12 protein-coding genes are annotated in these 12,531 nt (G+C 63.8%); 4 read left to right on the top strand and 8 right to left on the bottom strand.

Annotated elements, in window-relative coordinates:
• Positions 1–185 precede the first annotated feature (185 nt).
• Both V9L18_RS06505 and V9L18_RS06500 read right to left on the bottom strand, forming a co-directional pair.
• Complete coding sequence (locus V9L18_RS06505; RefSeq protein WP_337346366.1) at positions 186–590, bottom strand: tautomerase family protein; 405 nt, start codon at positions 588–590, stop codon at positions 186–188.
• A gap of 374 nt (positions 591–964) precedes the next feature.
• The gene (locus V9L18_RS06500; protein ID WP_337346365.1) at positions 965–2,176 is read right to left on the bottom strand and encodes an MFS transporter; all 1,212 of its coding nucleotides are present in this window, start codon (positions 2,174–2,176) and stop codon (positions 965–967) included.
• Between the two features lie 169 nt (positions 2,177–2,345).
• Between V9L18_RS06500 and V9L18_RS06495 the strand changes: the two genes are divergently transcribed.
• From V9L18_RS06495 to V9L18_RS06485, 3 genes are all read left to right on the top strand, one after another.
• Positions 2,346–2,795 carry a MarR family winged helix-turn-helix transcriptional regulator gene (locus V9L18_RS06495; protein WP_337346364.1) on the top strand — a complete coding sequence of 150 codons (450 nt, stop codon included), beginning with the start codon at positions 2,346–2,348 and terminating at the stop codon, positions 2,793–2,795.
• A gap of 171 nt (positions 2,796–2,966) precedes the next feature.
• A complete protein-coding gene (locus V9L18_RS06490) occupies positions 2,967–3,332 on the top strand; it encodes an ArsR/SmtB family transcription factor (protein WP_337346363.1) in 366 nt (121 codons plus the stop codon).
• Positions 3,329–3,811, top strand: coding sequence for an SRPBCC family protein (locus V9L18_RS06485; protein ID WP_337346362.1), 483 nt, complete (start codon positions 3,329–3,331; stop codon positions 3,809–3,811). Before V9L18_RS06490 ends, V9L18_RS06485 begins: the two co-directional genes overlap by 4 nt.
• 149 nt (positions 3,812–3,960) lie before the next feature.
• Here the strand turns inward: V9L18_RS06485 and sucD are convergent, their stop codons facing one another.
• The 6 genes from sucD to V9L18_RS06455 all read right to left on the bottom strand — a co-directional run bounded on the left by sucD (position 3,961) and on the right by V9L18_RS06455 (position 11,831).
• Positions 3,961–4,863 (bottom strand): succinate--CoA ligase subunit alpha, encoded by a 903-nt coding sequence (gene sucD / locus V9L18_RS06480; protein ID WP_337346361.1) that lies wholly within the window; start codon positions 4,861–4,863, stop codon positions 3,961–3,963.
• An 11-nt stretch (positions 4,864–4,874) separates the two neighbouring features.
• Complete coding sequence (gene sucC / locus V9L18_RS06475; protein ID WP_337346360.1) at positions 4,875–6,044, bottom strand: ADP-forming succinate--CoA ligase subunit beta; 1,170 nt, start codon at positions 6,042–6,044, stop codon at positions 4,875–4,877.
• A 222-nt stretch (positions 6,045–6,266) separates the two neighbouring features.
• Complete coding sequence (locus V9L18_RS06470; protein WP_337346359.1) at positions 6,267–6,974, bottom strand: hypothetical protein; 708 nt, start codon at positions 6,972–6,974, stop codon at positions 6,267–6,269.
• An 18-nt stretch (positions 6,975–6,992) separates the two neighbouring features.
• Positions 6,993–8,291, bottom strand: coding sequence for a glycosyltransferase (locus tag V9L18_RS06465; protein WP_337346358.1), 1,299 nt, complete (start codon positions 8,289–8,291; stop codon positions 6,993–6,995).
• A 109-nt stretch (positions 8,292–8,400) separates the two neighbouring features.
• A complete protein-coding gene (pcrA, locus tag V9L18_RS06460) occupies positions 8,401–10,893 on the bottom strand; it encodes a DNA helicase PcrA (protein WP_443197959.1) in 2,493 nt (830 codons plus the stop codon).
• 107 nt (positions 10,894–11,000) lie between these two features.
• A complete protein-coding gene (locus V9L18_RS06455) occupies positions 11,001–11,831 on the bottom strand; it encodes an inositol monophosphatase family protein (protein ID WP_337346356.1) in 831 nt (276 codons plus the stop codon).
• Positions 11,832–11,863: 32 nt separating this feature from the next.
• Between V9L18_RS06455 and V9L18_RS06450 the strand changes: the two genes are divergently transcribed.
• Positions 11,864–12,511, top strand: a complete 648-nt coding sequence (locus V9L18_RS06450; protein WP_337346355.1) for a hypothetical protein — start codon at positions 11,864–11,866, stop codon at positions 12,509–12,511.
• Positions 12,512–12,531 lie beyond the last annotated feature (20 nt).

Genomic DNA, 12,531 nt, shown 5'->3' with positions numbered 1-12,531 from the left:
CTCGTTTGAACTCTGTACCTCTGAGCAGCTAGAGCTCCGGTTCCGACCCCCGTGAGCGGGGCCACAACCACTACTTTGCCCTAGAAAACATGTCCTGTCAAAGGTTTGTACTGACATACTTACAACAGGGTTTATGACCATGAAGCGAGGCTCGCCAGACGACGCCGGACGATGCCAGGGAGGGGCTACTTCCGGGGAACAGCCAGCTCGCCCGTGACATATTGAGCCCGCCCGAAACCGAAAGACCAGTCGCCCGCAGTGTTCTCCACATATCCAATAAAGACGTCCTCGCCGGCAATGCCTGCGTCAGCAAGCTTTTCCGCTACAGCTGCAAAGAGTCGCTGTTTTGCCTCCTGCGAGCGTCCGCCCTGCGTGAAGATCTGGATCATCACCACTTCGCTCGTGCGCTCAAATCCGAGGCCCGCGTCCTGGGCAAAAATCTGCCCGGCAGGGTGCTCGGTCAGGATATGGAAGTAGTCCCGCTCCGGGATCTTGTATTCCGCGAGGATCGCGTCATGGATCCCCTGGCTAAGACGGCGCAGGTCTTCGGCACTGCGTCCCTGGTTGACGTCGATGCGAACGAGTGGCATTTTTTCTCCTCAAGTTTGTCCTGACATACTAACAAACTTTATCCTCGGCAAGCAAGAGTCCCGGCAACGCCGGTGGACCCAGCGCCGCCACCCACTCCCCGAGGACAGACAGGAAACCAGTACGACGACGGACGGTCACCGTCGCAGCGATGGTGACCGTCCGTCGTCGTACTTATGCAGTTGTGCGGTTCCGCAGACACGCGGCCGGAATCAGGGTCCCGGAGATGCTTAGCCATTGAACTCCGCGGGGTGCGGGCCGGTGCGGCCGTCCTTTTCGAGGCCATCGATGACTGATAACTCGTCGGCGGTCAGCTCGAAGCCGAAGACATCCAGGTTTTGGGGTTCTCCTGTTGGGTGGAATAAGAAAGAACGGCCTAGGAAAGGACGGTGACAGGCTCGGCGGCAACAGGGCCGCCGGTGGGTACCTGCTGCGCGGCAGTCCGCTTGGCCCGGGCGGCGGCGATGATCATCACGCCGAGTCCGAGGAGGGTGATGGCGGCGCCGGCCCAGATGGGCGAGGTGTAGCCGAGCCCGGCGGTGATGGTCACGCCGCCGAGCCAGGCTCCGAGGGCGTTGCCTACGTTGAAGGCACCGATGTTGGCGCCCGAGGCCAGGGTGGGGGCGCTGCTGGCATATTTCATGACGCGCATCTGCAGGCCTGGGACGGTGGCGAATCCGAAGCCGCCCATCAGGATTATCGAGGCGACCGTAAGGACCTGATTGCCGGCGGCCAGGGCAAACCCAACGAGGACAACCACCAGGACGGCGAGTACCACCATGAGGGTGCGGTCCACGTTCCGGTCCGCCGCCTTGCCGCCCAGGGTGTTGCCGATGAAGAGCCCCACGCCGAAGACGATCAGCAGCCACGGCACAGTGGTCGCCGCGAAGCCGGAGACCTCGGTGAGCGTGAAGGCAATATATGTGAAGGCGCCGAACATGCCGCCGTAGCCGAGGATCGTAACCAGGATGGAGAGCCACACCTGGCCGGACCGGAAGGCACGCAGTTCGCTGCGGAGGGTTCCCGGAGTGGTGTCTCCGTGACCGGTTTTGGGAACCAGGGTGAGGATTCCCGCCAGGGCGATGACGCCAATGACGGTGATGGCCCAGAAGGTGGAGCGCCAGCCTGCCGCCTGCCCCAGCATGGTGCCGAAGGGCACGCCCAGGACATTGGCGGCGGTGAGCCCGGTGAACATGATGGCGATGGCCCCGGCCTTTTTGGTGGGAGCCACCATGTCCGCGGCCACCACGGCACCGATGCCGAAGAAGGCGCCGTGGGCCAGGGCGGCGATGATGCGTCCGATCATCATCATCCCGTAGCCGGGCGCGATCGCGGAGATGAGGTTGCCGGCGATGAACAGCACCAGCAGCACCGCCAGGACGGGCTTGCGTTCGAACCGGGTGACGGCCGCGGTGAGCAGCAGGGCGCCAACAACGACGGCGAGGGCGTAGCCGGAGATCAGCCAGCCTGCCGTGGCCTCGCTGACCTGGAAATCGGCGGCAACCTCGGGCAGCAGGCCCATGATGACGAACTCGGTGAGTCCGATGCCGAACCCGCCAAGGGCGAGGGCTATCAGGCCAATGGGCATGGGATGCTCCTTCAAAAACTGTACGGAATGAGATAGGACGCGTAAGCTAGTAGTTGCAGACGCGTTATTTATTGTTGCACACGCAAATACAGCGCGCAAGCAACTATTATTGGTCGTGTCCGCACGCATGCCATTGGGCCGCTGGACAGCATCGGAAGAGGATAAAGAAATGGGCATCAAGGACGACGCCATGGAGGTCCGGGCGCAGGGTTGGCGCACCCTGGCGGCGCTTCACGGGATGATCGAAGGTGAGCTGGAACGCTCGCTCCAGGCCGAATCACAGCTATCAGTAGTGGAGTACACCGTGCTGGACGCGCTCAGCCGGCAGGACGGCTGGCACATGCGAATGCAGCAACTGGCCCGCGCCACCGCCCTCAGCGCCAGCGCCACCACCCGCCTGGTAAATCGGCTCGAGGAAAGGGGCCTCCTGACCCGGATCCTCTGCGCAGACGACCGCCGCGGAATCTACACCGAGCTCACGGCCGGTGGGATCAAGCTGCTGGAGGAGGCCCGGCCGGTACATGATGCCACCCTGGAACGCGCCCTGGCCGAGGCCCATGAGGTTCCCGAATTGGCCGCCCTGGTGGACGCCCTCCCCGGCCTCCACGCCCCGGTCTAGCCGCGCTGCCACATCGCGTTTTTATCCAGCTAACCCCCGGTAAACCTCACGCGCGGCATTAGCTGGACAAAAACTCCTTGACCGGCGGCCACATCAGGCATAGATTTGTAATCAACCAATTAGTTGATCAACGATTTGGTTGATTTTGATTCAGGAAGGCCCCGCAGCACGATGAAGTCCACCGACGACGCCTCACTGGACTCGGCTTTTATGGCCCTGGCCGACCCCGTGCGCCGCCTCATCATCGCCCGGCTCAGCCGGGGCCCGGCCACGGTAAACGAATTGGCGGAACCATTCGCGATCACCAAGCAGGCGGTCTCGAAGCACATCCAGGTACTCGAGCAGGCACAGCTGGTCACCAGGACCCGCGACGCGCAACGCCGGCCCGTCCACCTGAACCCCGCACGGCTGGAGGCGCTCACCGCATGGATTGACCAGTACCGGTTGGTCCGCGAGGGGCAGTTCCGCAGCCTCGATGCCGTGCTGCACCAATCCAGCGCCGCCGCGAGCGGCACACAGGCAAAGGACCCATCATGAGCAACGAACTGAAACTCAGCATCCCCGAGGGACTCCCCTTTATCGACTACGAGCGGGAGTTCGACTTCCCGGTCGCGGACGTGTTCCGCGCCCACAAGGACCCGGACCTGATCGTCCAGTGGCTCGGTCCGCGGGGACTCAAGATGGAAATCAACCACTACGATTTCCGCACCGGCGGCGGCTACAGCTACGTACACACGGGGCCGGACGGCGTCGCCTACGAATTCAAGGGAATCTTTCACACTGTCCGTGAAAACGAGTTCGCCATCCAGACCTTCGAATTCGGCGGCTACCCGGACATTGTCAGCCTCGAGTTCATGACCTTCGAGGACCTCGGCAACGGACGCACCCGCCTGAAGGGCCACTCGGTCTACCCCACGCAGGAGGCACGGGACGGCATGGCGCAGTCCGGTATGGAGGGTGGAATGACGGAGGGCTACGAGCGGCTGGATGAACTGCTCAGCGGCGCTAAAGTCTGAAATCCAAAAACACAAAGTACGACGACGGACGGTCACCTTTCCCGTGAAGGTGACCGTCCGACGTCGTGCGTTAAGCAAGAAACGCGGAGTCACCGCACCGTCCCGAGGGACGGCGGGTGACCCCGCGCTGCTGTGTGGAGCTGTGGAGCCTAGAGCGCCGCGTAAACTTCGCGAAGCAGTTTGGCGGTCTCGGAAGGCGTCTTGCCAACCTTGACGCCTGCAGCCTCAAGGGCTTCCTTCTTGGCCTGGGCGGTTCCGGCGGAACCGGAGACGATGGCGCCGGCGTGGCCCATGGTCTTGCCCTCGGGAGCAGTGAAGCCGGCCACGTAGCCAACTACCGGCTTCGTGACGTTGGCCTTGATGAAGTCAGCCGCACGCTCTTCAGCGTCGCCACCGATTTCGCCGATCATGACGATCGCCTTGGTCTCGGGGTCGGCCTCGAACGCGGCCAGGGCGTCGATGTGGGTGGTACCGATGACGGGGTCGCCGCCGATGCCGATGGCGGTGGAGAAGCCAAGGTCGCGCAGTTCGTACATCATCTGGTAGGTCAGGGTGCCCGACTTGGAAACCAAGCCAATGGGACCCTTGCCCGTGATGTTGGCCGGGGTGATGCCCACCAGTGCCTCGCCCGGAGTGATGATCCCGGGGCAGTTCGGGCCGATGATGCGGGTGACCTGGTTGCCGTCTGCGTCAACCTTGGACTGGGCCAGCGCCCAGAATTCGGCGGAATCCTGGACCGGAACGCCTTCGGTAATGACAACGACCAGGCCGATGCCTGCCTCGATGGCTTCAACAACGGCGTTTTTGGTGAAGGCCGGGGGCACGAAGACGATGGAGACGTCGGCGCCGGTTTCGGCCATGGCTTCCTTGACGGTGCCGAAAACGGTGATTTCGGTTTCGCCGTGCAGGACCGTGGTGCCGGCCTTACGGGCGTTAACGCCACCAACAATGTTGGTGCCGGCCTTGAGCATCAGGGCGGTGTGCTTGGTGCCTTCGCCGCCGGTGATGCCCTGGACGATGACCTTGGAGTCCTTGTTCAGATAGATAGACATGGTGCGTCCCTTTACTTAGCTGCGTTGGCGAGCTCGGCGGCCTTGTCGGCGCCCTCGTCCATGGTGGCGGCCAGGGTAACCAGCGGGTGGTTGGCCTCGGCCAGGATGCGGCGGCCTTCCTCAACGTTGTTGCCGTCGAGGCGGACTACCAGCGGCTTGTTCGCGGAGTGGCCCAGCTCGGCCAGCGCACCAACGATGCCCTTGGCGACGGCGTCACACGCGGTGATGCCACCGAAGACGTTCACGAACACGGACTTGACCTGCTCGTCACCGAGGATGACGTCAAGGCCGGCTGCCATGACCTCGGCAGAAGCTCCACCTCCGATGTCCAGGAAGTTGGCGGGCTTGACGTTGCCGTGGTTTTCGCCAGCGTAGGCAACCACGTCCAGGGTGGACATGACCAGGCCCGCACCGTTACCGATGATGCCTACGGAGCCGTCCAGCTTGACGTAGTTCAGGTCCTGCGCCTTGGCCTTGGCCTCGAGCGGATCGGCAGCGTCCTTGTCTTCAAGGAGGGCGTGCTTGGCGTGGCGGAAGTCGGCGTTCTCGTCCAGCGAGACCTTGCCGTCCAGTGCCACGATGTCGCCGGCGCCGGTCTTGACGAGCGGGTTGACCTCAACGAGGGTGGCGTCTTCCTTCTTGAAGACATCCCAGAGCTTGAGGATCACGGCGGCGACCTTGCCGCGCAGTTCCTCAGCGAAGCCTGCAGCTGCAACGATTTCGTCAGCCTTGGCCTGGTCGATGCCGATGGCGGGGTCGATGGCGATCTTGGCCAGCGCTTCCGGACGTTCGACGGCCAGCTGCTCGATCTCCATGCCGCCCTCAACCGAGCACATGGCCAGGTAGTTGCGGTTTGCCCGGTCGAGCAGGACGGAGAAGTAGTATTCCTCGGCGATGTCCGCACCCTGGGCGATCATCACCTTGTTGACGGTGTGGCCCTTGATGTCCATGCCCAGGATGTTTGTGGAGTGCTCAAGTGCCTCATCGGCGGTCTTGGCAACCTTGACGCCGCCGGCCTTACCGCGGCCACCGGCCTTAACCTGGGCCTTAACGACAGTTACGCCGCCGATCTTCTCGGCAGCTGCCTTTGCTTCTTCTGGGGTGTACGCCACGATGCCAGCAAGCACGGGTACACCGTGCGCCTCGAACATATCGCGCGCCTGGTATTCAAACAGGTCCACGGTTTAGTGTCCTTCTACGTCGAAGTAGTTTCTGTACAGTCGGACACCGTCGAAGACGGTGACCGGGCTGCGGAATTGCACGCACCGGCGGCCTGTTGGAAACGAGCCACGCGGCGTGATGCTCCATGGGGAACTCTAGTCCTTTGTGGGGACCGGCCCGTCCCAGACTACCGCTTATGTGAGTAAGGACACTATTCTATGGGACGTAGAAAAAGCCCTAGATTACGGGGTTTTTGCGGCCTCTGACGGGGCCGGGGAGGCAGTTTTTGAAGCCTCGGAAATAAGTTCGTAGCGGTCCCTGGTAACAAAAAACCCGACGCCGGCGGACACGTTTCCGCACGCCACGCCGCCGTTGTAGGCCGAACAACGCAGCCCGTTCCGCTCCAGGTTCTGCCCCTCGGCAAGCACCGGCAGCTGGGTGATCGGGCCGGTTTTGTTTCCCTTCGGCCCATAAGCTGCCTCCATCTGTGTGACGCCGGAACGGCACCCGCCATACGTGGCAGATTCCGGGGTCAGAAGCGCGGTTCCGCCGAGATACCCCAGGCCCGTGCCGGCGCAATCGTCCTTCACGTCATCGGCTGCCGGCGTGGGAAACTTCGCGAGCTCGCAGTGCGCCACGGGAACGGTTGGCAGTTTGTTGTTCGCGCCGTCACTGAAGTTGTTCTGCTCATAGGGGAGGTTGACGTGTTCACCCCGGGCCGAGGTCAGCGAACAAACGACGCCGCGGTCCTCGGTCACGAAGGACAGGATGTCTTCGCCGGCCCTGAACGGGGCAGTATCCACCAGGGCCGCCTGTTCCAGTTGTTCCAGTGCGGGCAGCGGCGGCGGAGCCACGTAGCCGGGGTCCTCAGTGGTGATGGTGCACGCCGTGCCGGCCAGCAGGAAGAAGGCGGCCAGGATCCCCAAGACAGTCCGTCGCATGGGCTCCATTATGCCGGTCCGGTGACCTTATCCGCCGGTCGGCTTCCGCACACCCTCGACGACGGCGGCAGCAGCCTCAGCTGGATCCGTCCGGTCGAACTGCTCCTGCATCTTCCGCGCGCGCTCTTTCCAGCTGGGATTGGCCAGGATATTCTCCACGGCTTTGGCAATGGCGGCTGGCTTTGGTGAGTCCGAGTGGAGGTTTATGCCTACACCGGCATATTCCACCCGGGCGTTGACGTCGCTCTTTCCCTCGTTGATGCCCGAAACCACCAACGGAACACCCATCGACAGGCTCAGTTGCACACCTCCGAAGCCACCGTTAGTGATGAACACATCGGTGAACTCGAAGACGCGGGCGAAATCGACAAAATCCCGGACGACGATGTTGGGCTGTGGGTATTTGGCCTTGAGCGCCTCCGTTCCACGGCCGCCGGTCGCAACGATCACCAGGGCGTCCATGTCCTTCACGGCTTCGAGGGCGGGAATGATCAGTTTGTCCTGATCCAGGTTGTACACTGTCCCTTGCGTCACCACCAAAGTGGCAGGATAGGCGGGCCATGCCTCGCCGTCGCCGGCCTCCGGACCGGCGGGAGTTGTGGGCCGATAGGGCAGGAGGGCTCCCACGTAATGGACTTTCGGGTTGACGTGCCTGCGCGGGAAATCGAACGACTCCGGGCCTGTCTGGATGATGGCTTCAGAACACCGGTAGGGCTCGTCGGTCAACCGCCCGCGGCGGGGTACCACTTGGCCGTAGGCATCGTGCTGCCTCCGGTAGCTTTGACTGGCAGGCCTCAGGATGACCTTGTCGGAAAGAAGGCCTGCAGCAGCCTGCACCACCCGTTCCACGGGATTGCGGGGCGGCTTGAACCCAAAGAACAGCGGCGGCACCAAAGGGTCGCTCTCCATGTTCGGGATAGCTACAAAATTCACCAGGGGCTTGCCCATCAAGTGGGAAACCAGCCGATGAATGAACATGGAACTGTCCACCACCGCAACATCGAAGGGAAAGTCCGCTTCCAACTCCCGGATGTCCTCGAAAAAATTGCTGACGTTGCTGGCAAAGATCTTTTCGCCGTCGAAACCGATCGCCAATGGGCCCTTGAGCTTAGCCCGTTCCGGATACAGTTCGTTCAGGTTGTCAGCCCGGTGCTCGATGGCCCGTTGGAAGGGGAAATGCCGGATTCCCAGGCTCTGGAGCCGGTCAGCGAAAGTGGGGCCCGTGTACCAGGCAACCTCGTGGCCGCGGTCCTTAAGCCGCATCGCCACCCCTGTCATCGGGTTGAAGTGGCCGTCGATTGCCTGGCTTGCGAACAGGATCTTCACGGTAGTGCCCCGAATCTGCCGTTATGGAGACGCCCCAGCCCGGTTCCGTGGCTGCCCGCGCGTTCCTGAACTGTATGACAGACCTAGTCCTTGGACAAGGGCAGGCAGCCTAGGCGTCGAGCTTGGTCAACGGCGCGTACCGCAGGAGGAGCCGCTTCTCCCCCACATCGAATTTGACCTTTGCCACGGTCTTGTCGCCGGCCCCTTCCAGTGCCAGCACCGTCCCATTGCCGAAGCTCGTGTGGTTGACCTTGTCCCCCACGCTGACTGCCACAATTTCCTTCTGCGGCTGCACGCGGTTCTTCGCGATGGCCGCGGGAACGTCCGCGTTGAAACCGGCCGAAGAGTCGGCCGCCGCCCCTCGTGCCGTGCCGGCACCCCAGAAGGATCCGCTGTACCGGTTGGACCCGATGGATCCACCGCCCCAGCCGCCGCTGGACTGCCGGCTGGTGCCTTCCCGCTTCCACTCCATCAGCTCGGCCGGGATTTCCTCCAGGAACTGGCTGGCGGGGTTGTACTGGCTCTGGCCCCACATGCTGCGGACCTCGGAGCGGGTGACATATAGCCGTTTGCGGGCGCGGGTCAGGCCCACATAGGCCAGCCGCCGCTCCTCGGCAAGTTCCTTCGGATCCGTGGCGGACCGCTGGTGAGGGAACAGCCCGTGCTCCATCCCGGTCAGGAACACCACCGGGAATTCGAGTCCTTTGGCTGTGTGGAGGGTCATCAGGGTGACCACTCCCAGCCGCTTCGCTTCCGCCACCGCGGCATCGATATCAGCACCCGGCGCGTCCGGGATCTGGTCAGCATCAGCCACCAGCGAGACCTGTTCCAGGAAGGCGCCCAGCGTCCCCTCCGGATTCTCCTGCTCGTACTCGCGGACGACGGCGACCAGTTCCGCCAGGTTTTCCACGCGGGACTCGTCCTGCGGGTCGGTGCTCGAACGCAGGCCTGCGAGGTAACCGGTCTGCTCCAATACCGCCTCGAGGGCCGCGGCGGCGCCTGAGCCTGCCGCTACCTCGGCGAGGTCGTCGAGAAGTTTCACGAAGCCCAGCACCGCGTTGACGGAACGGGTGGCCATGCCCGGGGCTTCCTCGGCACGGCGGGCCGCAGCCATGAAGGACATCCGCTCCCGCTGTGCCAGCGCGGCCACGGCGCCCTCGGCGCGGTCGCCGATTCCGCGCTTGGGTTCGTTCAGAACGCGCCGCAGGTTGACGTCGTCGTCCGGGTTAACCAGGACGCGGAGGTACGCGAGGGCGTCCTTGATTTCCTTGCGCTCGTAGAATCGCGTGCCGCCCACCACCTTGTACGGCAAGCCGACGCGCACCAGGACATCCTCGATGGAGCGGGACTGGGCGTTAGTGCGGTAGAAAATGGCGACGTCGCCGGGGCGCAGGTTGTCCTCGTCCTGGAGCCGGTCGATTTCCTTGGCAATGAACTGGGCTTCGTCGTGCTCGTTTTCGCCCACATAGCCGATGATCTTGTGGCCCTCGCCCTCGGCCGTCCACAGCCGCTTCTCGGGGCGGTTGGGGTTCCGCGAGATGACGGAGTTGGCGGCGCTGAGGATGTTCTGGGTGGAGCGGTAGTTTTGCTCCAGCTTGATGGTGCGCGCCTCGGGGTAGTCGTTTTCGAACTCCACGATGTTGCGGATGTCGGCGCCGCGGAAGGCGTAGATCGATTGGTCGGAGTCGCCCACCACAGTGAGCTCGGACGCGCCGGGCCCTTCGCCTACGATTTCGCGCACCAGCGCGTACTGGGCGTGGTTGGTGTCCTGGTACTCGTCCACCAGGACGTGCCGGAACCGCCGCCGGTAGGAATCCGCGAGCGCGGGAAATGCCCGGAACATGTAGACGGTCTCCGCGATGAGGTCGTCAAAGTCCATGGCGTTGGCCTGGCGCAGCCGCTGGGTGTAGCCCTTGAAGACGTCCGCCACGGCGGACTCGAAGGGGTCGTTGTGGTTGGCGGACAAAGCGTAGGAATCGGCATCGATGAGCTCATTCTTGAGCGCCGAGATCTTGTGCTGGATGACCTTGGGCGCGAACTTCTTGGGATCAAGGTCAAGGCTCTTGGACACCTGCGTGACCAGCCGGAGCGAGTCCGCTGAGTCGTAAATGGAGAAGTTGGACTTCAGGCCGATATTGGCCGCTTCTTGCCGCAGGATGCGTACGCAGGAGGAGTGGAAAGTGGAGATCCACATAATCTTCGCCCGGCCGCCCACCAACGCCTCGATGCGCTCCCGCATTTCCGCGGCCGCCTTGTTGGTGAACGTGATGGCCAGGATCTCGCCATGGTGTGCCCGGCGGGTGGCGATCAGGTAGGCGATCCTGTTACTGAGGACACGGGTTTTGCCCGAACCTGCGCCCGCCACAATCAGCAGGGCGCTGCCGGCGTGTTTGACGGCTTCTTCCTGCTGGGGGTTGAGTCCCTGCAGGAGCTCCGCGGCGTCCGGCCGGTGGTGCGCGGCTTGGTGGGTTTCCGCGCTCCGGCCTCCCCCGCCGCCTCCCATTTCGGCGGCCGTCGCCAAGCCCTCAGGGCGCGACTTGGTGCGGGCAGCGGCCGCCGGGGCGGCCTTGAACGGTCCGTCAGAGTACGGGTCAAACAACATATCCATGGTGCCTACAAGTCTAGGCGGTGGGGCCGACACTCACTTCCGGCCTGTGGATTACTGCGAGCAAGCCCGCGCGACACCAACATCTCCCAGGGCAGCGGGGCTCAGGCCACCGAGCCGGACTCAAGGGCCGCACGCAACTCGCGTACCGCCGTCGTGCCTCCAGCCATGAACCATTCCAGGCCGTTGATCCGGACCGTGTCCGTGGCACCGCCGGCGGCGCGGACGATCGCCTTGCCGGGGAGCCAGTCCCACTCGGGGCAGCTGTGCTGGAACCAGCACCCCAGCTGACCGTCGGCCACCCGCCCCAGGTCGCAGGACCCGGAGCCGAGCATCCGCAGAGCCGCGGCGGAGGTTGCGGCAGCGTGCCAGGGCATAGCGCACAGCGGATCCATCAGCCACGTGGGGTGGATGTACGTTGCCGCGCCGAGCTCCGCCACCGGGGTGCCGTTGCGGGATCCGTTATTGTCGCGGAAGATCCCCAGGCTCTCGCCGTTCAGGGTCGCCTGCCGCGTGCTGCCGCCCAGCCAGAGCTTGTCCTCTTCCGGCTGGAAAATAGCTCCGAGCAGCACGTCCGATGAGTCCTTAAGCGCGATGGCCGAGCACCAGTAGGTGGAGCCGTGCAGGAAGTTGTACGTGCCGTCCACGGGGTCGATGACCCAGGTCCGCCCGCTGGTTCCCCGCACCGAGGCGCCTTCCTCACCCAGGATGCCGTCCTCGGGGCGGCAGCGGCGGAGCTGTTCGAGGACGTACGCCTCAGCCGCATGGTCCGCGGCCGTCACCACGTCAGAAACCGAGGTTTTCTGCTGGGACTGGAGGCCGGCCATACGCATCAGCAGCGCCAACTGCCCCGCCTCCCGGACCAGCGCGGATGCCAGCTGGTAGTCGTCCAGTGAGGGGTCAAGTTCAACAGCGCTATGCCGGCCTATGGTCATGCACCCAGTTTATGGGGCGGGATAATGGTGGCATGGCCAAGACACCTGCGCAGCGGATCAAGAAGCACGGCTCCAAGGCGGCTGTTCCGCAGCGCCACCTCCCGCCGGTGATCAATCCCACCACTGACCGGTCCCCGCAGACAGCCCGGAACAACAGCAACCTGATCGTCATTGCCGGGGTCGTGGCCAGCCTGTTCCTGTTCTGGTACGTCCACCTGCTGACCCTGGACCAGCTGCGGCAGCTCGCCAGCGGGCTGGCTATGCCGGATTCACTGGTAGGTGGCTTCGACACCGCTTACGTCGGCGAGCTGCATACTGCCATGAACGACGACGCCCGCGGCCAGCTCAACTACGTGCACAAGACCGCGGGCACCCTGTTCCCGCTCATTTTTGGTTTCACCTGGCTCTTGTTGATCGGCACGAACGTGGCCAGGAGGGCCCTCCGGTGGGCCCTCTGGGCAGTCCCGCTGCTGTTCGTGGTAGTCCGGTTGTGGGGCAACGTCGCCATCGACACGGCGCTGGCCGCAGGAACGCCCGACGCCGGCCAGGTCGCCTTGGCGTCCAGCCTCACCGTCGCGGGGTGGGTGCTGTTCGTCCTCAGCCTGCTGGCCGGGGCGGCGGCAGTGTTCCTGGGCAAGCGGCCGCGGCAGAAAGCCAACTCCCCATCGACTGCTCCGTAACAGCCCTTTTGAGCTCCCTA

This window comes from Pseudarthrobacter sp. CCNWLW217 (assembly GCF_037203985.1).
Classification (GTDB): Bacteria; Actinomycetota; Actinomycetes; order Actinomycetales; family Micrococcaceae; genus Arthrobacter.
Note: the sequence above shows the minus strand (reverse complement) of the source record. Positions and strands in the feature narration are given on the sequence as shown.

Coding starts and splice junctions, on each gene's coding strand:
- pcrA (WP_443197959.1), bottom strand. CDS start 10,893: ATGTTGTTTGACCCGTACTCTGACGGACCGTTCAAGGCCGCCCCGGCG.
- V9L18_RS06485 (WP_337346362.1), top strand. CDS start 3,329: ATGAGCAACGAACTGAAACTCAGCATCCCCGAGGGACTCCCCTTTATC.
- V9L18_RS06490 (WP_337346363.1), top strand. CDS start 2,967: ATGAAGTCCACCGACGACGCCTCACTGGACTCGGCTTTTATGGCCCTG.
- V9L18_RS06450 (WP_337346355.1), top strand. CDS start 11,864: ATGGCCAAGACACCTGCGCAGCGGATCAAGAAGCACGGCTCCAAGGCG.
- V9L18_RS06470 (WP_337346359.1), bottom strand. CDS start 6,974: ATGGAGCCCATGCGACGGACTGTCTTGGGGATCCTGGCCGCCTTCTTC.
- V9L18_RS06500 (WP_337346365.1), bottom strand. CDS start 2,176: ATGCCCATTGGCCTGATAGCCCTCGCCCTTGGCGGGTTCGGCATCGGA.
- V9L18_RS06495 (WP_337346364.1), top strand. CDS start 2,346: ATGGGCATCAAGGACGACGCCATGGAGGTCCGGGCGCAGGGTTGGCGC.
- sucD (WP_337346361.1), bottom strand. CDS start 4,863: ATGTCTATCTATCTGAACAAGGACTCCAAGGTCATCGTCCAGGGCATC.
- V9L18_RS06455 (WP_337346356.1), bottom strand. CDS start 11,831: ATGACCATAGGCCGGCATAGCGCTGTTGAACTTGACCCCTCACTGGAC.
- V9L18_RS06505 (WP_337346366.1), bottom strand. CDS start 590: ATGCCACTCGTTCGCATCGACGTCAACCAGGGACGCAGTGCCGAAGAC.